This window comes from Micromonospora sp. DSM 45708 (assembly GCF_039566955.1).
GTDB lineage: Bacteria > Actinomycetota > Actinomycetes > Mycobacteriales > Micromonosporaceae > Micromonospora.
In genome coordinates, this window is sequence record NZ_CP154796.1 from 5089263 (window position 1) to 5109418 (window position 20156).

17 protein-coding genes, 3 tRNA genes and 1 pseudogene are annotated in these 20156 nt (G+C 74.9%); 6 read left to right on the forward strand and 15 right to left on the reverse strand.

The window, feature by feature from the left end:
- Window positions 1–87 precede the first annotated feature (87 nt).
- From cofC to VKK44_RS21685, 3 genes and pseudogenes are all read left to right on the forward strand, one after another.
- Window positions 88–708 (forward strand): annotated as a pseudogene (cofC, locus tag VKK44_RS21670) (2-phospho-L-lactate guanylyltransferase); the annotation flags it as partial.
- A gap of 278 nt (window positions 709–986) precedes the next feature.
- The gene (locus VKK44_RS21680) at window positions 987–3293 is read left to right on the forward strand and encodes an RNA degradosome polyphosphate kinase (protein WP_343443038.1); all 2307 of its coding nucleotides are present in this window, start codon (window positions 987–989) and stop codon (window positions 3291–3293) included.
- Between the two features lie 40 nt (window positions 3294–3333).
- The gene (locus VKK44_RS21685; protein ID WP_343443040.1) at window positions 3334–4215 is read left to right on the forward strand and encodes an NUDIX hydrolase; all 882 of its coding nucleotides are present in this window, start codon (window positions 3334–3336) and stop codon (window positions 4213–4215) included.
- Window positions 4216–4273: 58 nt separating this feature from the next.
- On the opposite strand, the gene VKK44_RS21690 is transcribed toward VKK44_RS21685, so the two are convergent.
- The 4 genes from VKK44_RS21690 to leuC all read right to left on the reverse strand — a co-directional run bounded on the left by VKK44_RS21690 (window position 4274) and on the right by leuC (window position 9132).
- Window positions 4274–6163 (reverse strand): endonuclease/exonuclease/phosphatase family protein, encoded by a 1890-nt coding sequence (locus tag VKK44_RS21690; RefSeq protein WP_343443042.1) that lies wholly within the window; start codon window positions 6161–6163, stop codon window positions 4274–4276.
- Window positions 6164–6296: 133 nt separating this feature from the next.
- Entirely contained in the window at window positions 6297–6926 is a 630-nt protein-coding gene (locus tag VKK44_RS21695; protein ID WP_343443043.1) for an HU family DNA-binding protein, read from the reverse strand.
- A gap of 160 nt (window positions 6927–7086) precedes the next feature.
- Window positions 7087–7674, reverse strand: coding sequence for a 3-isopropylmalate dehydratase small subunit (gene leuD, locus VKK44_RS21700; protein ID WP_343443046.1), 588 nt, complete (start codon window positions 7672–7674; stop codon window positions 7087–7089).
- Between the two features lie 15 nt (window positions 7675–7689).
- Window positions 7690–9132 (reverse strand): 3-isopropylmalate dehydratase large subunit, encoded by a 1443-nt coding sequence (gene leuC, locus VKK44_RS21705; RefSeq protein ID WP_343443048.1) that lies wholly within the window; start codon window positions 9130–9132, stop codon window positions 7690–7692.
- A gap of 49 nt (window positions 9133–9181) precedes the next feature.
- On the opposite strand from leuC, the gene VKK44_RS21710 reads away from it, so the two are divergent.
- On the forward strand, window positions 9182–9868 hold the full coding sequence (locus VKK44_RS21710) for an IclR family transcriptional regulator (protein ID WP_091084913.1): 687 nt from the start codon (window positions 9182–9184) through the stop codon (window positions 9866–9868).
- A gap of 79 nt (window positions 9869–9947) precedes the next feature.
- Here the strand turns inward: VKK44_RS21710 and VKK44_RS21715 are convergent.
- The 4 genes from VKK44_RS21715 to VKK44_RS21730 all read right to left on the reverse strand — a co-directional run bounded on the left by VKK44_RS21715 (window position 9948) and on the right by VKK44_RS21730 (window position 11309).
- Window positions 9948–10020 (reverse strand) — tRNA-Glu (locus VKK44_RS21715).
- Between the two features lie 161 nt (window positions 10021–10181).
- Window positions 10182–10254, reverse strand: a tRNA-Glu gene (locus tag VKK44_RS21720).
- Between the two features lie 73 nt (window positions 10255–10327).
- A tRNA-Gln gene (locus VKK44_RS21725) sits at window positions 10328–10399 on the reverse strand.
- Window positions 10400–10505: 106 nt separating this feature from the next.
- Entirely contained in the window at window positions 10506–11309 is an 804-nt protein-coding gene (locus VKK44_RS21730) for a fumarylacetoacetate hydrolase family protein (RefSeq protein ID WP_343443050.1), read from the reverse strand.
- 171 nt (window positions 11310–11480) lie between these two features.
- Here VKK44_RS21730 and VKK44_RS21735 point away from each other — a divergent pair, with 171 nt between their 5' ends.
- Together VKK44_RS21735 and VKK44_RS21740 are read left to right on the forward strand one after the other, a co-directional pair.
- Entirely contained in the window at window positions 11481–12917 is a 1437-nt protein-coding gene (locus VKK44_RS21735) for a hypothetical protein (protein WP_343443052.1), read from the forward strand.
- Between the two features lie 33 nt (window positions 12918–12950).
- Entirely contained in the window at window positions 12951–13832 is an 882-nt protein-coding gene (locus VKK44_RS21740) for a 3-methyladenine DNA glycosylase (protein ID WP_343443054.1), read from the forward strand.
- Between the two features lie 205 nt (window positions 13833–14037).
- Here the strand turns inward: VKK44_RS21740 and VKK44_RS21745 are convergent, their stop codons facing one another.
- The 7 genes from VKK44_RS21745 to VKK44_RS21775 all read right to left on the reverse strand — a co-directional run bounded on the left by VKK44_RS21745 (window position 14038) and on the right by VKK44_RS21775 (window position 20046).
- Window positions 14038–15186 carry a cellulose binding domain-containing protein gene (locus VKK44_RS21745; protein ID WP_343443056.1) on the reverse strand — a complete coding sequence of 383 codons (1149 nt, stop codon included), beginning with the start codon at window positions 15184–15186 and terminating at the stop codon, window positions 14038–14040.
- Between the two features lie 102 nt (window positions 15187–15288).
- Window positions 15289–15714, reverse strand: coding sequence for an alternative ribosome rescue aminoacyl-tRNA hydrolase ArfB (gene arfB, locus VKK44_RS21750; RefSeq protein WP_343443058.1), 426 nt, complete (start codon window positions 15712–15714; stop codon window positions 15289–15291).
- Between the two features lie 9 nt (window positions 15715–15723).
- Window positions 15724–16020, reverse strand: coding sequence for a hypothetical protein (locus VKK44_RS21755; RefSeq protein WP_343443060.1), 297 nt, complete (start codon window positions 16018–16020; stop codon window positions 15724–15726).
- 88 nt (window positions 16021–16108) lie between these two features.
- Window positions 16109–16969: a S1C family serine protease gene (locus VKK44_RS21760; RefSeq protein WP_343443062.1), complete on the reverse strand. Its 861-nt coding sequence runs from the start codon at window positions 16967–16969 to the stop codon at window positions 16109–16111.
- A gap of 46 nt (window positions 16970–17015) precedes the next feature.
- Window positions 17016–17975: a VWA domain-containing protein gene (locus tag VKK44_RS21765; protein ID WP_343443064.1), complete on the reverse strand. Its 960-nt coding sequence runs from the start codon at window positions 17973–17975 to the stop codon at window positions 17016–17018.
- Window positions 17972–19000 carry a DUF58 domain-containing protein gene (locus tag VKK44_RS21770; RefSeq protein WP_343443067.1) on the reverse strand — a complete coding sequence of 343 codons (1029 nt, stop codon included), beginning with the start codon at window positions 18998–19000 and terminating at the stop codon, window positions 17972–17974. The genes VKK44_RS21765 and VKK44_RS21770 overlap by 4 nt, the downstream gene beginning before the upstream one ends.
- Window positions 18997–20046: an AAA family ATPase gene (locus VKK44_RS21775; RefSeq protein ID WP_343443069.1), complete on the reverse strand. Its 1050-nt coding sequence runs from the start codon at window positions 20044–20046 to the stop codon at window positions 18997–18999. The genes VKK44_RS21770 and VKK44_RS21775 overlap by 4 nt, the downstream gene beginning before the upstream one ends.
- Between the last annotated feature and the right edge of the window lie 110 nt (window positions 20047–20156).

Genomic DNA, 20156 nt, shown 5'->3' on the forward strand with positions numbered 1-20156 from the left:
TCGTTCCGCCCCACGCGCCCCGGGGAAGAATCATGCCTGCTCGCCCCCGGTCCGGCCAGTGAGGGTACCGCCGGCGACGCTGGCAGGATGGGCGGCGTGCCTGAGCCCCGCTGGACCGTGGTGACCCCGGTGAAGCGCCTCGGGGTGGCGAAGAGCCGCCTGCGGGGCGCGCTGCCCGGCGTACCCCATGAGGAGCTGGCGCTGGCCCTGGCGGCCGACACGGTGCGCGCGGCGCTGGCCTGCCCGGCGGTCGGGCGGGTGCTGGTGGTCACCGACGACCCGCGGGTGACCGCGACCGTGACCGCGGCGGGCGCCCGGGTCGTGGCCGACCCCGCCGGCGGGCTCAACGCCGCCTTCCGGCACGGCGCCGCGGTGGCCGGGCCGCACGCCCCGGTGGCCGCCCTCACCGCGGACCTGCCGGCGCTGCGCCCGGCCGAGCTGGCCGCGGCGCTGCGCGCGGCCGAGGGGGTACGCGGATTCGTCGCCGACGCCCCGGGCGCAGGGACGGTGCTGCTGGCCACGCCGCCCGGGGTCCCGCTGGCGCCCCGCTTCGGGCCCGGCTCGGCCGGAGCGCACGCGGCCAGCGGCGCGCTGCCGCTGGCCGGCGACTGGCCCAGCCTGCGGCGGGACGTGGACACCGCGGCCGACCTGGCCACCGCCGCCGGGCTGGGCGTGGGGCCGCGCACCGGCGCGCTGCTGGACCGCGCCGGCGACCCGGTCCGGTACGGTGCTGGCATGCAGGGCACGGTGGCCACCTACGACGCGGCGACGCGCAGCGGCGTGCTGCTGCTCGACGACGGCACCGAGCTGGCGTTCCCGGCCCGCGCCTTCGACGCCTCCGGGCTGCGGCTGCTGCGGCTCGGGCAGCGGGTCCGCGTCGAGCGGGACGCGGCCGGCGACGTCACCCGGGTGACGTTGCCGACGATGGCCTGAACAACCTGGTCGAGTTCATTTTCCGTTCACCCTCGTCAGGGAATCATGGGGTGGTGAGCACCCCTCGCGAGCACCCCGACGGTCCGCCGCCCCTCCTCGACCCCGGCACGCCCCGCAACGGCCGCCCGACGCGCGGCGCGGACGGGCGGTTCCGGCCGTCCCGGCCGCCCGAGGAGCGCCTCGGGGACGACCCGGACGCGGCCGGCGCCACCGGGCTGGACGAGCCGCTCGACCCGGTCGAGGGGCCCGGCCCGATCGCCGGGACCGCCCCGGAGGACGGGCCCCCGGCCGCGGAGCCGCTGCCGGAGGACCGCTTCCTCAACCGGGAGCTGTCCTGGCTCGACTTCAACACCCGGGTGCTCGCGCTCGCCGAGGACCCCCGGACGCCGCTGCTGGAACGGGCGAAGTTCCTGGCCATCTTCGCCGGGAACCTGGACGAGTTCTACATGGTGCGGGTGGCCGGGCTGAAGCGCCGGCTCTCCGCCGGCCTGCCGGTTCGCGGCGGCGACCGGCTGCCGCTGCGCACCCAGCTCGACCTGATCACGGAGAAGGCCGCCGACCTGGTCGCCCGGCACGCCGCCTGCTTCGTCGACGACGTGCTCCCCCGGCTCGCCGAATCCGACGTGCGCATCCTGCGCTGGAGCGAGTTGGACGACGCCGAGCGGGAGCGGCTGCGCACCTGGTTCCGGGAGCACATCTTCCCGGTGCTCACCCCGCTGGCCGTCGACCCGGCGCACCCGTTCCCCTACATCTCCGGCCGGTCCCTGAACCTCGCCGTCTCGGTCCGCGACCCGGACGGCGGCTCCGAACTCTTCGCCCGGGTCAAGGTGCCGAACAACGTGCCCCGGTTCGTCCGGGTCGCCCGGGACCGGCCCGGTGTCCGCTTCCTGCCCGTGGAGGACCTCATCTCCGTCCACCTGGGCCAGCTCTTCTCCGGCATGCAGGTGGTCGAGTGCCACCTGTTCCGGGTCACCCGCAACGCCGAGGTGGAGGTCGACGAGGACCGCGACGAGGACCTGCTCCAGGCCCTCGAACGGGAACTGGCCCGGCGCCGGTTCGGCCCGCCGGTACGGCTGGAGGTGGCCGCCTCCATCTCCGACCACATGCTGGAGCTGCTCGTCCGCGAGCTGGACATGGACGACCACGACGTGCTGCGGGTCCGCGGGCTGGTCGACCTCTCCGCGCTCTGGCAGGTGTACGGCGAGGCCGACCGCCCCGACCTCAAGGACCGGCCGTTCGTGCCGGCCACCCATCCCCGGCTCACCGAGGGCGAGGTGCCGCGCAGCGTCTTCGCCACCCTGCGCGACGGGGACGTGCTGGTGCACCACCCGTACCACTCGTTCGCGACCAGCGTGCAACGCTTCGTCGAGCAGGCCGCGGCCGACCCGGACGTGCTCGCCATCAAGCAGACGCTGTACCGCACCAGCGGCGACTCACCGATCGTCGACGCGCTCGTCGACGCCGCCGCCGCCGGCAAGCAGGTGGTGGTGCTGGTCGAGGTGAAGGCGCGCTTCGACGAGGTGGCCAACATCGGCTGGGCACGCACCCTGGAACGGGCCGGCTGCCACGTGGTCTACGGCCTGGTCGGCCTGAAGACGCACTGCAAGACCGCGCTGGTGGTGCGGCAGGAGGGCAACCAGATCCGGCGCTACTGCCACATCGGCACCGGCAACTACCACCCGAAGACCGCCCGGCTCTACGAGGACTTCGGCATGCTCACCGCCGACCCGGAGATCGGCGCCGACCTGACCGACCTGTTCAACGTGCTCACCGGCTACAGCCGGCAGACGGCCTTCCGGCGGCTGCTGGTCGCGCCGCAGGGCATCCGCAGCGGCCTGATCGAACGGATCGAGCGGGAGATCGAACACGTCCGGCTGGGCATGCCCGGCCTGGTGCAGTTCAAGGTGAACGCGCTCGTCGACGAGGAGATCACCGACGCGCTCTACCGGGCGTCGCGGGCCGGCGTCCACGTGGACCTGCTGATCCGGGGCATGTGCACGCTGCGGCCCGGCGTGCCGGGGCTGTCGGAGAACATCCGGGTCCGGTCGATCCTCGGCCGGTTCCTGGAGCACTCGCGCATCTTCCGGTTCGGCAACAACGGCGACGCCGAGTTCTGGATGGGGTCGGCCGACCTGATGCACCGCAACCTGGACCGCCGGGTGGAGGCGCTGGTGCAGGTGAGCGACCCGGTGGCCCGGGCCGAGCTGGACCACGTGCTCGCCGCCGCGTTCGACCCCGAGGTGGACGCGTTCGAGCTGGCCGCGGACGGCACCTGGCACCGGCGTACCGGCGACGGCGACACGCCGTCGACCCATCTCCAGGACCTGTTGCTGCGCCGGGTCGGCGGCCGGGCGGACTGAGCGGCGCGCGACAGGCGACGGGCGGGCATACGGTGATCGGATGAGCGACGACGAGCCGGTGCGGATCCGGGCGGCCGGCGGGGTCGTCTGGCGGTCCGGCCCGGCCGGCGTCGAGGTCTGCCTGGTGCACCGCCCCCGGTACGGCGACTGGTCGCTGCCGAAGGGCAAACTGGACGCCGGTGAGCACCCGCTGGTGGCCGCCGTCCGGGAGGTGGCCGAGGAGACCGACGTGCGGGCGGTGCCGCAGGTGCGCCTGCCCACGGTCCGCTACCGCAGCGAGGGTCGCGCCAAGGCCGTCGACTGGTGGTCGATGCGGGCCGTCGGCAGCGGCGGTTTCCAGCCCGGCACCGAGGTGGACGACGTGGCCTGGTTCCCGGTCGACGCGGCGGCCCGCCGGGTCAGCTACCCGCACGACGCGCAGGTGATCGCCGCGTTCGCGGCGCTGCCGCCGGTCACCGCGACCGTGCTGCTGGTCCGGCACGCGCACGCCGGCAAGCGGGGCACCTGGTCCGGCCCGGACACCGGCCGGCCGCTGGACGCCGAGGGGCGGGCCCAGGCACAGGCGCTGGTCCCGCTGGTGGCCCTGGTCCGCCCGGCCCGCCTGCTCTCCGCCTCGGCCCGCCGGTGCGTGCAGACGCTGGACCCGGCGGCGGCCCGGCTGGACCTGCCGATCGAGGTCTGCGGCGACCTGGACGAGCCGAAGCCGGGCCAGCAACCGGCGGAGTGCGCGTTGGCCGCCGCCGCGCGGTTGGTCGCGCTGGCCGCCGCCGGGGAGCCGGTCGCGGTGTGCAGCCAGGGCAAGGTGATCCCGGGCGCGCTGGAACGGCTCACCGGCCGCGCCGACGACTTCACCACCGCCAAGGGCGGCGGCTGGCTGCTCGCGTTCGCCGGCGACCGCCTCCTGCCCCCCGACCGCTTGTAAGGAGGGCCCATTGTCAACGCCTCCGGTATAGCGGGGCCCCTGGCGGCGGGCGGGGCGTTCACGGCAGGGTCAGCGTGACGCGTACCGGGAGGTGGTCGCTGGCCTCGGTGCGCGGGGCGCGCGCCTCGGTGGCGACCAGTCCCGGCGAGACGAAGACGTGGTCGATCTGGGTACGCGGGTGGTCGGCCGGACTGGTCGGCAGCGGCCGGGCCGCGGCCAGCGCGTCCACCAGGCCGGCGCCGGTGAACTCGGCGAACGCCGGGTCGTCCGGCTCGGTGTTCAGGTCGCCGCCGAGCACCAGCGGGCGGCCGGCCGCGTACCCACGGGCGAACGCGACCGCCTCGCGGGCCTGCTCCACCGGGTCCCGGCCGGGCGGCGGTTGCAGGTGGGTGGCGACCACGGCCAGGTCGCGCCCGCCGAGGTCGAGCGTGACGCCGAGGGCCTGCGCGCCGGTCGGCGCGCCGTGCGCGGCCAGCGGCCGGGTCCGACCGGAGCGCGCCGGGAACCGGCTGAGCACCGCGTCGCCCCAGACCGGGTCGGCGGCGGGCGCGAAGACGTACGGCATCCGCAGCCGCGCGGCCAGCAGCGCCAACGTGTCGTGGCCGCCGTTGAGCCACCACCCGCGGTCGACCTCGCTGAGCAGCACCACGTCCGCCCCGCGCAGCGCCCGGGCCGCCGCGTCGAGGTCCAGCCGGCCGTCCAGGCCGAAGCCCATCCGGATGTTGTAGGCGGCCACCCGTACCGCGGCCGGCGCGACGCCGGGTCGCGAGGCGGACGGCGACGTGCGGTGGAACACGGGCACGAGCGCGGTCGCCAGCACCAGCGCGGCCACGCTCCACCGGCGGGCCCGACCGGGCAGCTCCGACGGGGACCAGGACGGCCCGGCGAGTGCCACCAGACCGACCAGGACCGCCGTGGCGACCGGCACCCACCCGTTGGGGTACCCCAGGTCGTAGGCGGCGTAGTAGGCGACCGTGGCCGCCGCGAAGACCGCCATCCCGACGACCGCCGCCCGACCGCGCCGCGTCGCGGCCCGCCCGTCCGGCACGTCGTCGCCGGGCCCGGCGGTGTCGGTGCGGGCCAGGCAGCCGCCGAGGCCGGCGGCGGTGAGCAGGTACGCCGGCACGAGCCGCCCGGCCGCGAACAGCACCGCCCCGGTGAGCAGCGCGACCGGCCAGAGCACCCGGGCCGGCCGGGCCAGCCGGGCCGGGGGCCGGTACAGCGCGGCCACCAGGAACAGCGCGACCGCCGCCGCGCCCCACGGTGCGCCGCCGCCGGGGACGCGGGACAGGCCGGGGAAGCCGGACGGGCCCACGCCCGAGGAGGCCGCCCACACCGCCGGGGCGAGTGCGATCTGGTTGGCCAGCAACAGTGCCGGACCGCAGAGCAGCCACGCCCGGCGTCCGGCCCCCGACGGCTGCTCCGGCCGCGCGTCGGGCCGGGACGCGGGCACGGACGCGGCCAGGAACGCCACCACCAGCGCCACGCTCAGGGTCCAGCCGAGCGCGCCACCGCGCCAGACCAGGTCCTCGGTGCCGAGCAACGCGTGCCCGGCGGCGGTGCCGGCCAGGCCGAGCGCCAGCCCCGGCACCGGCCGCTCGACGCGTGCGGCGGTGGCGGCGAGCCAGGTCAGGCCGGCGAGCAGGCCGGCGCACGCGAGCCAGAGCTGGGCGCTGCCACCGGGCGCGGCGGTGAGCGCCAGCCGGGCGGCGGCGAGCACGCCGGCCGCGGCGAGGCCGACCGGGCGGGCGCCGAGCCGGCGGACCAGGGTGGGCGCGGCCAGCGCGAGCAGGAACCAGCCGAGCGCGAACGCGCCGAGCAGCTCCGCGGGCGTCTCGGCGGCGCGACCGAAGAGCGTGATGACCGACGGCAGCCAGACGCGCAGGACGTCCAGGAAGACCGCGACGCCCAGGGCGAGCGCGACGGTGGAGAGGTGACGGTGCCGCACAGGCGCCTCTTCTCGTGACCGAGGGGGTTTCGGCACGGCGATTCTGCGGGCCGGCACGGCGGGCGGTCAACGCGTACGGACGAAACGAGGGCGCCCACCGCGAACGGTGGGCGCCCTCGGTCGGGCCGTCCGGTCAGCGCCGGCTGGCGGCCTTCTTGGCCGGTGCCTTCTTCGCGGGCGCCTTCTTCGCCGCCGTGGTCTTCTTGGCCGTGGCGGACTTCGCCGCGGTCGTCTTCTTGGCGGCGGGCGCCTTCTTCGCGGTGGCGGACTTCGCCGCCGTCGTCTTCTTCGCCGCCGTGGCCGTCTTGGTCGCGGCGGCCTTCTTCGCCGGCGCGGCCTTCTTGGTCGCGGCGGTGGTCTTGGTGGCCTTCGCCGCCGTGGTCTTCTTGGCGGCCCCGGTGGTCTTCGCCGCCGTGGTCTTCTTCGCCGCCGCCGTGGTCTTGGTGGCGGCGGTGGTCTTCTTCGCGGCGCTGGTGTCCTTCGGAACCTTGCCGCTGGCGACCATCTCCTTGAAGCCCGCACCCGCCCGGAAGGTCGGGACGGAGGTCTTCTTGACCTTCACCGCCTCGCCGGTCCGCGGGTTGCGCGCTGTTCGGGCCCCACGGACGCGCTTCTCGAACGCTCCGAAACCGGTGATCGCCACCTTCTCGCCCTTGGTGACCGCCGCCTGGACCTCAGCGAGAACCGCGTCGAGCGCAGCCGTCGCCGTCTTCCGGTCCCCCAGGCGAACGGCGAGCGCCTCGATGAGCTCGGCCTTGTTCACGACTTCCTCCCGATTGTGCAACTGACTCGACGCGAGCCATTCTGCGCGCACCGTATGCCCTGCGCTGCCTGGACACAAACATTCGGTGGAAAAAAGCCCTTGTGTCGCAACGGATTCGCCCCCACCGGTCGGGCCGGTGGGGGCGAAAAGGCGTCCGCGGTCAGGCGATCGAGGGCAGGAACGCCGGCCGGGTGGCCTCGTACGCGCCGATCTCGGCCTCGTGGCGGAGGGTGAGTCCAATGTCGTCCAAGCCCTCCATCAGCCGCCACCGGCTGTGGTCGTCCAGCGGGAAGGCCCAGGTGGCGTGCCCGGCGTGGACCTGGCGGGTGGTGAGGTCGACCGTGATGGCGGTGGTGGGCTCGGATTCCACCAGATCCCACAGTTCCTCGACGGCCTTCAATTCCAACTCCACCGGAAGGAGACCTTCCTTGAGGGCGTTGCCCCGGAAGATGTCACCGAAGCGGGGAGAGATCACCGCCCGGAAGCCCCAGTCCCGGAGCGCCCAGACGGCGTGCTCGCGCGACGAGCCGGTGCCGAACTCGGGGCCGGCGACAAGAATCGACGCCCCCGCGTAGGCGGGGTTGTTGAGCACGAATGACGGGTCCTCCCGCCACGCGCTGAAGAGCCCGTCGGCGAAACCCGTCCGGGTCACCCGCTTGAGGTACACGGCGGGGATGATCTGGTCGGTGTCCACGTTGGACCGGCGCAGCGGCACGGCGGTACCGGTGTGTGCGGTGAACTTGTCCATCTGTCGGCTGCCCTTCTACAGGTCGGCGGGGGCGGCCAGCCGGCCGACCACGGCGGTGGCGGCGGCGACCGGCGGGGACACCAGATGGGTGCGCCCGCCCCGGCCCTGGCGGCCCTCGAAGTTGCGGTTGGAGGTCGAGGCGGAGCGCTCCCCCGGCTTCAGCGTGTCGGGGTTCATGCCGAGGCACATGGAGCAGCCGGCGAACCGCCACTCGGCGCCCGCGTCGGTGAAGACCTGGTGCAGCCCCTCGATCTCGGCGGCCTCCCGGACCGCGGCGGAGCCGGGGACCACGAGCATGCGTACGCCGTCGGCGACCCGGCGCCCCCGCAGCACCTCGGCGGCGGCCCGCAGGTCCTCCAGCCGGCCGTTGGTGCAGGAGCCGACGAAGACCACGTCCACCGCGAGGTCGCGCAGCGGCATGCCCGGGGTGAGGTCCATGTACTCCAGGGCCCGGCGGGCGGCGACCCGCTCCGGTTCGGTGACGAACTCCTCCGGGTCCGGCACGGCCGCGCCCAGCGGCACGCCCTGGCCCGGGTTGGTGCCCCAGGTGACGAACGGGGTGATCCGGCTCGCGTCCAGCGTCACCTCGGTGTCGAACGTCGCGCCCTCGTCGGTGGGCAGCGTCCGCCAGTACTCCAGCGCCGCGTCCCAGTCGGCCCCCTGGGGCGCGTTGGGGCGCCCCTTCAGGTACGCGAACGTGGTCTCGTCCGGCGCGATCATGCCCGCCTTGGCGCCCCACTCGATGGACATGTTCGCGATCGTCATCCGCCCCTCCATGGAGAGGTCCCGGATCGCCTCGCCCCGGTACTCGACGACGTGGCCGCGCCCGCCGCCGGTGCCCACCTGGGCGATCAGCGCGAGCACCAGGTCCTTCGCGGTGACGCCGGGGGCCAGGTCGCCGACGACGTTGACCGCCATGGTCCTCGGCCGGGCCTGCGGCAGCGTCTGGGTGGCCAGCACGTGCTCCACCTCACTGGTGCCGATGCCGAACGCGAGCGCGCCGAACGCGCCGTGGGTGGCGGTGTGCGAGTCGCCGCAGACGATCGTCATGCCGGGCTGGGTGAGACCGAGCTGCGGGCCGATGACGTGCACGATGCCCTGGTTCTCGTCACCGAGCGGGTGCAGCCGTACGCCGAACTCGGCGCAGTTGCGGCGCAGCGTCTCGATCTGGGTGCGGGAGGTGGGGTCCGCGATCGTGAGCAGGTCGCCGCGCCGGGCCCGGAACGCCGGGTCGTCGTAACCGGTAGGGGTGTTGTGGTCCTCGGTCGCGATGGTCAGATCGGTCCGGCGGACGCCGCGACCGGCCAGGCGCAGGCCGTCGAACGCCTGCGGGCTGGTCACCTCGTGCAGCAGGTGCAGGTCGATGAAGAGCAGGTCCGGCTCGCCGGCGGCGGAGCGGACCACGTGCGCGTCCCAGACCTTCTCGGCCAGGGTCCTCGGTTGAGTGACTCCCACCATCTGGACATCCTAAATTCTGGGAGGTAAATTTCGGCTTGTGGGACACAGTATGAGCGGTGTCGGCGTTCTCGACAAGGCGGTGGTCATCCTGGCCGCCTGCGTCGACGGCGCCAGCCTGGCCGAACTCGTTGAACGCACCAAGCTGCCCCGGGCCACCGCGCACCGGCTGGCACAGGCGCTGGAGATCCACCGGATGCTGGTCCGGGACACCCAGGGCCGGTGGCGCCCGGGTCCACGCCTGGGCGAGCTGGCGAACGCGGCGCCGGACGTGCTGCTCACCGCCGCCGAGCCGCTGCTCGCCGCGCTGCGTGACGCCACCGGCGAGAGCGCCCAGCTCTACCTGCGCCGCGCCGACGAGCGGATCTGCGTGGCCGCCGCCGAACGCGCCAGCGGCCTGCGGGACACCGTCCCGGTCGGCTCGGTGCTGCCGATGGTCGCCGGCTCGGCGGCACAGATCCTGCTCGCGTGGGAGCCGCCGGAGGCGGTGATGCCGCTGCTCCCCCGCTCCAAGTTCACCGGGCGCACGCTCGCCGAGGTGCGCCGGCGCGGCTGGGCCCAGAGCGTCGCCGAACGGGAGGCGGGCGTGGCGAGCGTCTCGGCCCCGATCCGCGACCGCACCGGCCGGGTGATCGCCGCGATCAGCATCTCGGGCCCGATCGAGCGCCTCGGCCGCCGCCCCGGCGAACGCCACGCCATGGCCGTGGTCCGAGCCGGCCAACGCCTCTCCGGCCTCTGACCCCCGCCGGACGCGAGGATCCGGCGGAAACGGCGAACGGCCCGTCTCGCGAGAGCGAGACGGGCCGTTCGGTGAGCTGTAGCCCCGACCGGATTCGAACCGGCGCTACCGCCTTGAGAGGGCGGCGTCCTGGGCCGCTAGACGACGGGGCCAGGCACTTTTCCTGCTTCACCACCCTCGCGGGCGGTGCGGGAGTAGTCTAGCGGCACCCCGTCCGGCACCGCTTCGGGGGGTCACCCCCGCACGAAGGCCAAACAGCGGAGCCGAACAGCAGAACAGCCCGCCCCGGAAACGGGACGGGCTGACGGTGCTGTAGCCCCGACCGGATTCGAACCGGCGCTACCGCCTTGAGAGGGCGGCGTCCTGGGCCGCTAGACGACGGGGCCAGAACTTCGTGCACTCCGACAGTGGCAACTGCCAGAATCCAGCGACCGGGATTCTCACGAACCCGCGGTTGCGCTGGGGTACCAGGACTCGAACCTAGACTAACTGAACCAGAATCAGTCGGGCTGCCAATTACCCCATACCCCATTGGCCCCTTGCGGCGCCGGGAATGAACTTTACCCTCCCGCCGCCGGCAGGCCAAATCCAACCCCCCGAACCGCATCTGACCTGCGGAAACGAGGCATCGGACGGATCAGGCGACCGGGACCACCGGGTTGCTGAGTTCGCCGATCCCCTCGATCCGCACGGTGACCGTATCCCCCTCGGTCAGCGGGCTAACCCCCGCCGGGGTGCCGGTGAGCACCACGTCGCCGGGCAGCAGCGTCATCACGTGCGAGATGTACGACACCAGGCCCGGCACGTCGAACACCATGTCCTTGGTCCGGCCGAGCTGGCGCACCTCCATCTCCTCCGGATCGCGTCCCACCTCGCAGCGGATCTCCAGGTCGCGGACGTCCAGCCCGGTGGTGATCCAGGGCCCGATCGGGCAGAACGAGTCGAAGCCCTTGGCCCGGGTCCACTGCCCGTCGGACCGCTGGAGGTCCCGCGCGGTGACGTCGTTGGCGCAGGTGTAGCCGAAGATGGCCCGCTCGGCGGCGGCCCGGTCGGCCCGCCGCGCACCCGGGGCCCCGATCACCACGGCGAGTTCCGCCTCGTGCTCCACCTGCTTGGAGAAGATCGGCAGCCGGATGGCGTCCCGGGGGCCGATCACCGAGGTGGACGGCTTGAGGAAGAGCAGCGGCTCCTTCGGCACCTCGCTGCCGTGCTCGGCGGCGTGCTCGGCGTAGTTGCGACCGACACAGACCACCTTGCTCGGCAGGATCGGCGACAGCAGCCGGACGTCGGAGAGCGCCCAGCGGGCGCCGGAGAACTGGATCTGCCCGAACGGGTGGCCCTCGATCTCGGCGATGGTCAGGCCCTGCGGCCCGGCCTCCGGCTCGCCCTCGACGACTCCGAACGACATTCCCTTGGCATGAGCGAAACGAGCGATACGCACCCGGCCAATCTATCCCGCCCCGCCCGGCCGGCCGCCGGACACCGGCAGGTGATCCCGGCCTCGGCGGGTGCGCCAGGGTACGCCGGCTCCGGCCGGACGGGGCGGGAATGCCGGCTTCGTACCCGCCCGGCGGGCCGCGCCCCATAGCTTCGGGTCCGGAGGTTCGTTGGTATGCCTGCATCGAGACGACACCACAGGACCCTGGCCGTGCTGGTGAACTGCCTCGGCGTGCTCGCCGCCGTGCCCGCGCTGCCCCCGGCGGCTGCCGCGCCCGCCCGGCCGGCCCCGCCACCGACCGTGGCCCTCGCCCCGGTCCGCCCGGTCGCGGCGGCCACCCCGATCCCCACCGGCGTGCCGGCGGTGCCCCCGGCGGTGCCGACCACCGGCCCGGCGCCGGTGCAGCCGTCGATGCCACCGGTCAGCGTGGCCGTCGGCGCCGCCGGCACCCCGGCGCCGGGTTACCGGATCGAGGTCCGCAACGCCGGCACGGCACCGGTGGAGACGATGGTCCGACAGGAGTTGCCGACCGGGTCCCGGGCCACCACGGTCACCGGCGGCGGGCAGCGCACCGGGCCGGTCGGGGCGACCGCCGGCGAGGTGACCTGGCGGCTGCGGTTGCCGGCACGGAGCACCACCACGCTGCACACCGCGCTCGCGGTCACCGCTCCCGGCCGTTCGGTGACGGCCCCCACCTGCGTCTACGGCACCGACGGCACCCGCCCGTACGACTGCGCCACGGCGACCTGGGTGGGCGCGGCGACGGCCCCGGCGGCGCAGGAGACGGCCGCCCCGGCCTGGCGCCGCCCGCCGGTGCTGCTGGCCGCGGCGACCGCGCTGCTGGTACTCGTCGGCGGGGCGCTCTGGTGGGCGGCCCGCCGCCGGCGGGGCGTCCCGGCGTCGGCGCGCGTCGCCAGGTCCGGCACGGGCCCGACCGGCCCGGTGGGGACCGCCGGAGCCGGTGCCGGCCCGGCGGACGGCGGCGGGACGCCGGTTCGCCCGGGGGCGGGCGGCCCGGCAGACCGGGGCACGGTCTACCCGCGCCCGGCGCTGCCCGCGCCCGGCGTCCGGCGGCGCCGGCCACCGGTCTGGCTGACGGTCGGCGTGGCGGCGGCGGTGCTGGCCGGCGTGGTCGGCGCGGCGGCCTGGACCGCGACGCAGCGGGTCGCCGCGATGGACACCACCAAGCAGCCGACCAGCGGCGCCTGGGTGGGCAGCAGCGTGACCGGAGCGCTCGGCGTGCCGCTGCGCGAGACCGCGTTCGAGTTCACCGTCTACCGGATGAGCTGTGGCGCGGGCGTGGTGCCGGCGACGCCGGGCGGCGGTCGGTCCTGCCTGGCCACCGTCGGCGTGCGCAACGTCACGTCCGAGCAGCAGACCTGGCACGGGCAGTTGCAGCGCGCGTACCTGCCGAGCGGCAACTGGGTGGCCGCGGACGAGGACGCCACCCGGGTGGCGAACCTGGGCCGGGACGTGTTCGCCCAACCGGTGGCCGCCGGACGACGGGTGCTGCTGCCGCTGGTGTTCACCGTGCACGGGGCCGAGCCGCCGAAGCAGTTGGAGCTGCGCAGCGGCGTGTTCTCCGCGGGCGTGCGGGTGGACGTGGACTGACCGGGTGCCGGGCGGCGGTCGTACCCTGGGTGGGTGACCGCCGCCCTCGCCCCCGCCGCCGTGCTCGACGCGGCCGACTGGCGGGCCCGCCGGCGCGACCACGAGGAACGGGTCGACGCGTGGCTGACGCCGCACCTGGCCCGCCGCCGCACCGGCGTGAAGCATCCGGTGGAGGACTTCCTCTTCACCTACTACTCGCACCGGCCGGCCCAGTTGCGCCGCTGGCACCCGGGCGCGGGCGTGGTGCTGCGCGACGCCGACCCGGCCGGGTTCGGCCCGGACTACACCGCCGGCGCCGCCGGGCTCACGCTCGACACCGATCGGGTACGCGCCCGCCGCGCCGAGTCGATCGCCTGGATCCGTACGCTGCTGGCGTCCACCGCCGGCCGCCCGGCGCACCTCGGCTGCTTCGGCATGCACGAGTGGGCGATGGTCTACCGGCAGACCCAGGAGCAGGTGCGACACAACGCCTGGCCGCTGCGGCTCACGCCGGAGGCGACCGCGGCGGTGGTCGAGGAGCGCGGCGTGCGGTGCAGCCACTTCGACGCGTTCCGCTTCTTCACCGCGCCGGCCCGGCCGCTGAACGTGCTCCAGCCGACCCGGGAGCGCCAGCACGCGCTGGAGCAGCCGGGCTGTCTGCACGCCAACATGGATCTCTACAAGTGGGCGTACAAGCTCTCCCCGCTGGTGCCCTCGGAACTCGTCGCCGACTGCTTCGCGCTGGCGCGGGAGATCCGGACGCTGGACATGCGGGCCAGCCCGTACGACCTGGCCGACCTGGGCCACCCGCCGGTGCGGGTGGAGACGCCGGAGGGCCGGGCCGAGTACGCCACCGCCCAGCGCGGGTTCGCCGAACGCGCCGCCGTCCTGCGGGCCCGACTGCTGGCCGCGCTGGACGGTGCCATCCCGGCCTGAGACCCCGCTCGTCCCACGGGTGCGGCGGCACTTTCCCGCGCCGGGCCGACACTGAGGCGTGCCGGGCGTGTCGCGTGCCGGGACAGACCCTCCGTGAGCCCGTATGCCTCCTGGTCATATTTATGACCAGGAGGCATACGGGCGCAACGCCACGTCTTTCTCCTCGCCGTCACGTCACGTGATCAGAGAAGGTGAACCACGACCGTCAGCCGAGCGTGCATACCGGCAGCGGCGGCGGGTTCGGGACGGCGCCGTCGGCCAGCAGCCCGAACGTGGCCTCGGCGCCCGGGGCCAGCGCGCCGTTCCAGGTCGCGCTCCGGGCGGTCACCGCGGTCCCGCCCTGCGCCACCTGGGCGTTCCAGGCCTGGGTGATGCGCTGGCCGCCGGTGAGCGAGAAGCGGACCACCCAGTAGGGGATCGGCACCGCGCCGGTGTTGCGGACCGTCACCTCGGCCTGGAAGCCGCCCGGCCACTGACCGGCGATGCGCCAGGTGGCCGTGCAGTTGCCGACCGTCGGCGTCGGCGACGGACTGTCGGTCGGGTGCGTGGGTCCGGTGGGCGTCTGGGTCGGGGTCGGCGACGCGGTGGGCGACGGGGTCGGGGACGCGGTGGGCGACGGGGTGCTCCGGCGCAGCGCCGCGGTCAGCGCCGGGTACCACCGGTCGGACATCTTCTGGTCACCGGCGGCGTTGGGGTGCACCCCGTCGTACGTGTCGGTGGCGGTGCTGAAGCCGGTCCACTGGTCCACCACCACGATCGGCGAGGCGGCGGTGGTCTTCCCCGCCGCCCAGCCGTCGATGGCGGCGTTCAGCGCGACGGTCCGCTGCCCGCACTCCGGGCAGCTCGCCGGGTTCATCGGGATGATCTTCGCGACCAGCACGGTGGTGGCCGGGTTGGCGGCCCGCATCTGGTCCACCAGCTTCGAGTACGCGGCCAGGATGGTGCTGGGCGCGATGTTGCTCCACACATCGTTGGTGCCGAGGTGCATGAGCACCACGTCGGGGTGGGTGGCGGCGAGCCAGCCCGGCAGCAGGTTCTGGTTGGCGATGTTGGTCGCCAGGTAGCCGCCGTGCCCCTCGTTGTCGCCGTCGTAGGACACGCCGCAGCCCTGCGGGCCGAGCGTGCCGACGAAGTCGACGTCGGTGTAGCCGGTGGACTGGAGGCGGTTCCAGAGCACGGCACGCCAGCAGCCGGGCGACCCGGTGATCGAGTCGCCCAGTGGCATGACCCGGACCGGGGCGACGGCCGCGGCGGCGGCCGGTGGGGTGACGGAGACGAGGGTGAGACCGAGGGCGAGGACGGGCAGCAGCGCGGCGACCGCGGTCAGGGCGGCGCGCAGGCGGGTTCGGGACATGCGTACGGGACTCCTGTCACGTGAGGATGATCGGTGACGGCCCTGACGCTCCCGTACGCATTGAAGCGCTTCGAAGCCCGTTGCTCAACCCCCGGCCCGCGCTCAGTCGCCGTCCACCCGGCGGTCGCGCTTGCGCTGGGACTGCCGCTTCTTCTCGGCCAGCCGGCGTTCCTTCGCGCCCCGGGACGGACGGGTCGGCCGGCGCGGCGTGGGCGGCGGGGCGACCGCCTCGCGCAGCAGCGCGGCCATCCGCGCCCGGGCCGCCTCCCGGTTGGCCAGTTGCGCGCGGTGCTCGCTGGCCGTCACCGTCAGCACGCCGTCGACCAGCCGGCCGGCGAGCCGGCCCAGGGCCCGTTCCCGCAGCGGTTCCGGCACGCTGGGCGAGCCGGCCAGGTCGAAGCTCAGCTCCACCCGGGAGTCGGTGGTGTTGACGCCCTGCCCGCCCGGCCCGGACGACCGGGAGAACCGCTCCCGCAGCTCGGCGGCGGGCACCACGAGCCGGTCGGTCACCCGGAGTCCGTCGTCCACGCCCCGAGGCTAGCGCCCCGGACGGTGGCTCGGGGTCGGGGTGGCGGTCGGGGCGGGACCGGCCCGCTCCGGACCGTCGCCGGACGCCGCGTACGCCGCGGCGCCGACCAGCAGCAGGGCGATCACGGCGAGCTTGACGACCACGCCCCGGATCGCCGCCCAGGCGTTGCGCCGCGCGCCCGGCACACTGGTGCGGACCGTCCGGTAGTCCGTCCAGCCGCGCTTGGCACGGGCGTACGACGCGCCGACACCGGCGCCGATGACCAGGCCCACCAGGAGGAGGGCCGCGATGACAGCTTGCTCCACCTCCGCCAGTATCCATACTCAGCGTAATATTTCTATGGTCCGATGGTCCCACGCCGGATATCCGACAGTTCCGGCTTGTCCACGCAGCTCAGCCGCCCCGGCCGATGATCGTGTCGGCGGTGTGCTGGACCTGGTCGATCGGGATGGCGAAGCCGATGCCGATCGAGCCGTTCCCGTCGATGGTGGCGATGGCGGTGTTCACGCCGACCACCTCGCCGCGCGCGTTCACCAACGGCCCGCCCGAGTTGCCCGGGTTGATGGAGGCGTCGGTCTGCACCGCGGTGTGCCGGCCGTTGCCGATCCGGACCTGCCGGTTGAGCGCGCTGACGATACCGGCGGTGACCGTGCCGGCGAGCCCGAGCGGCGAACCGACCGCGAGCACCGGCTCCCCCACCCGGGTCCCGTTCGGCTTCGCCAGCGGCAGCGGCGGCAGCCCGGCCGACGCGGGCACCTTGAGCACGGCCAGGTCGCTGTCCGGCGCCCGGCCCACCACCTCGGCGGCGAAGCGCCGCCCGTCCGACGTCTCCACCGTCACCGGGCCGGCGCCGCCCCTGGCCAGGATGTGGTCGTTGGTGACGATGTGCTGCTCGTTGTCGATGGCGAAGCCGGACCCGGACGCTCCCGCGCCGGACTTCCCGCCGACCATCACCGACACCACGCCGGGCACCGTCTTGCCGGCGGCGGTGACCAGCTCGGCCGGCACCGGCGCGGCGGAGGCGGCGGACGGGCCGGGCGCGCCCCGGTCGGCCGCCCAGGTGCCGGCCGCCGCGCCGGAGACGGTGGAGAGCGCCACCACCGCCGCCGCGCTCAACAACCGGCCCGACCAGCTCCGTCGCCCCGCCGGCCGGGCGGATCCGGGTACGCCGTCGTGGCCGCGTCCGTCCGGGTCCAGCTCCGGGGAGACGAACCACGGGCCGCGCGGCTCGCCGAGTCCGGTCTGCACTGCCATGCCTGGCTCCTCACGTGTCGTGCGTCGTCCGGTCCGGGTGTGCGGGTCAGGGCAGCCGGGAGAACCACCGCAGCGAGCCGGCGGCGGCCCCCATGGCCAGGACCAGCCCGAACCCGATGAAGCGGGCCGAGACGTCCTGCCGTTGGGTGCGGTAGCCGACCGAGGTGCCGATGTCCTCGTAGACGTCCTTCAGCTCGCGGCTGGTCGACGCCTCGTGGAAACCGCCGCCGGTCGCCTCGGCGACCGCCTTGAGCGTCTGCCCGTCCACCGGCACCTGGATCGCCCGGCCGCCCCGGTCGACGGACCCGCCGGGCGTGCCGAACGAGATGGTGTGCACCGGCACCTTGGCGGCCACCGCCTGGTCCGCGGCCTCCATCGGGTCCATCCCGGAGGTGTTCGCGCCGTCGGAGAGGATGATGATCCGGGCCGGTGGCGGGTTCTTGGCGGCGCTGGCGTCCAAGCTCTTCACCGCGCCGAGCGAGGTGCTGATCGCCTCGCCGATGGCGGTGCCCTGCACGCCGGTGATCCCCTCGGCGAGCCGCTGGATCCCCTCGTGCAGCGCCTCCCGGTCGGTGCTCGGCGGCACCAGCACCGCCGCGCTGCCGGCGAACGCGACCAGGCCGACGTTGAACTCGTCCGGCAGCCCGTCGACGAACTTCCGGCCGGCCTCCTTGGCCGCGGTGAGCCGGTCCGGGTCCACGTCACCGGCGAGCATCGAGGTGGAGACGTCCACCGCGACCATCACGGTGGCCCGTTCCCGGGGGACCCGCACCTCCGCCTCGGGCCGGGCGAACCCGACCACCAGCAACGCCAGCATGGCGAGGAAGAGCCCCGCCGGGACGTGCCGGCGCCAGGCCGGCCGGCGCGGCGCGACCCGGTCCAGCAGGCGCAGGTTCGTGAACCGGACGGCGTACCGGCTCTGCCGGCGCTGGAGGACCAGGTAGCCGGCGACCAGCGCGGCGACCGCGAGCAGCAGCCAGAGGCGGGCGGGTGACTGCCAGCTCATGCCGCACCGCCCCGGGCGGCGGCCGGCGCGGTGGCCAGCCGGCGCTGCTCGTGCACGTGCCGGACCACGTCCGCGCACCAGTCCCGGTCGGTGCGCAGCGCCAGATGGGTGGCCCCGGCCCGGCGCAGCGCGCGGCGCACCTGGTCGCGCTGCCCGGCGGCGGCGTGCGCGTACCGCTCGCGCAGCACCGGGTCACCGGTCCACACCTCGCGGTGCCGCCCGCTCTCCGGGTCGACCAGGGTGATCAGCCCGACGTCGGGCAGCTCCAGCTCGCGCGGGTCGGTCACCTCCACGGCGAGCACCTGGTGCCGGACCGCCAGTCGGCGCAGCGTGGTCGCCCACGGCGGGGGCGCGTCCGGGTCGTCCGGCAGGTCGTCGAGGAAGTCGGAGACCACCACCACCAACCCACGCGAGGTGGCGACGCGCTGCACCCCAGCCAGGCCGTCGGCCAGGCCCGGCGCCGTGGCGTCGGGGCCGCCGTCGGCCCGCCCCGCCGCGCGCGGGCCCGGCCCGTCACCGGCACGCGGGGCGCCGAGCAACGCGCGGAGCAACCCGAGCAGATGGGTACGACCGCTGCGGGCCGGGAACCGGCGCAGCCCGTCCGGGCCGAGCACCTGGGCGCCGAGCCGGTTACCCACGCCGGCGGTGAGGAAGCCGACGCAGGCCACCGCCGCCACCGCCAGTTCGCGCTTGTCCAGTGTGGAGGTGCCGTACTCCATGCTGGGGCTGGCGTCGACCAGCAGCCAGGTGGTCAGCTCCCGGTCGGCGTCGACCTCCCGCACGTGCGGGACGGTGGTCCGGGCGGTGACCGCCCAGTCCATCCGGCGCACCTCGTCCTCGCCGGGGCGGTACTCGCGACTGCCGGCCGCCTCGCTGCCGGGGCCGGGCAGCAGCCCCTGGTACCGGCCGTGCAGCAGGCCGTCGAGTCGCCGGGTCACGGTCAGCTCCAACCGGCGCAGCCGCTGGTCGGGAGCGAGGTCGGCAAGGCCGGGACCGGCCGCCCCGAAGTCGGTGCGGCGGGTCACGCCGCCGCCAGGTCCGCCGCCGCCGGCGCGGGGCCGGTCACCAGTCGGGGCGGGGGCACCGCCTCGACCAGGCGGCGCACCACCTCCTCGCCGGTCACGCCGTCGGCCACCGCGTCGAAGGAGAGCACCAGCCGGTGCGCCAGCACGTCCACCGCCAGGTCCCGGATGTCCTCGGGGAGCACGTAGTCCCGGCCACGGACCAGCGCCTGCGCGCGGGCGGCGGCGACCAGGCCGAGCGTGGCCCGGGGGCTGGCCCCGTACGCCAGCAGCGGCGCGACGTCGGGCAGCCCGAAGCGGCCCGGGTCCCGGGTGGCGAGGATGAGCCGGACGACGTACTCGGCGAGCGCGTGGTGGACGAAGACGTCGGCGGCGCGGCGTTGGAGTTCGCGTAGCCGGACCGGGTCCAGCACCGGACGCGCGGTGGGTCGCTCGGTGCTCATCCGGTAGAGGATGGCCAGCTCGTCGGCGTCGCTCGGGTAGTCGACCACGACCTTCATGAGGAACCGGTCGCGCTGCGCCTCGGGCAGTTGGTAGACGCCCTCCGACTCGATCGGGTTCTGCGTGGCCAGCACCAGGAACGGGTCCGGCACCGGCCAGCTCCGCCCGGCGATGGAGACCTGCCGGTCGGCCATCGCCTCCAGCAGCGCGGACTGCACCTTGGCCGGGGCGCGGTTGATCTCGTCGGCGAGCACCAGGTTCGCCATGATCGGCCCCAGCTCCACATCGAACGCCTCGGTGGAGGCCCGGTAGATCCGGGTGCCGACGATGTCCGACGGGACCAGGTCGGGCGTGAACTGGATCCGGGAGAACGTGCCGCCGACCACTGTGGCGAGCGTCTGTGCCGCCAGCGTCTTGGCCACCCCCGGCACGCCCTCCAGGAGGCAGTGACCGTCGGCGATCAGCGCGGTGAGCAGGCGGTCGACGAGCCGATCCTGCCCGACGATCACGCGTTTGACCTCGAAGAGGGTCTGGTCCAGCTCGACGCCGCTCGCGTCCGCATCGACCGGGCTGGGCACGCTGGCCAGGGTGTCCGAGATGTCCGTCACGGTGCTTGCTTCCCGGGCCGGGCGGCCGACAAACGTCGGATTATCCGGGCCAGGCCGGCCCGCTCCGGGCCGGACCGGGAGGAGCTCCCCGATCGGGCGGCAACCGCGCG

Excerpts from the sequence above, each read along its gene's own strand:
- leuC (WP_343443048.1), bottom strand. The coding sequence starts at position 9,132 with ATGGTGGGAGTCACTCAACCGAGGACCCTGGCCGAGAAGGTCTGGGAC.
- VKK44_RS21710 (WP_091084913.1), top strand. The coding sequence starts at position 9,182 with ATGAGCGGTGTCGGCGTTCTCGACAAGGCGGTGGTCATCCTGGCCGCC.
- VKK44_RS21685 (WP_343443040.1), top strand. The coding sequence starts at position 3,334 with ATGAGCGACGACGAGCCGGTGCGGATCCGGGCGGCCGGCGGGGTCGTC.
- VKK44_RS21745 (WP_343443056.1), bottom strand. The coding sequence starts at position 15,186 with ATGTCCCGAACCCGCCTGCGCGCCGCCCTGACCGCGGTCGCCGCGCTG.
- VKK44_RS21765 (WP_343443064.1), bottom strand. The coding sequence starts at position 17,975 with ATGAGCTGGCAGTCACCCGCCCGCCTCTGGCTGCTGCTCGCGGTCGCC.
- VKK44_RS21735 (WP_343443052.1), top strand. The coding sequence starts at position 11,481 with ATGCCTGCATCGAGACGACACCACAGGACCCTGGCCGTGCTGGTGAAC.
- leuD (WP_343443046.1), bottom strand. The coding sequence starts at position 7,674 with ATGGACAAGTTCACCGCACACACCGGTACCGCCGTGCCGCTGCGCCGG.
- VKK44_RS21760 (WP_343443062.1), bottom strand. The coding sequence starts at position 16,969 with ATGGCAGTGCAGACCGGACTCGGCGAGCCGCGCGGCCCGTGGTTCGTC.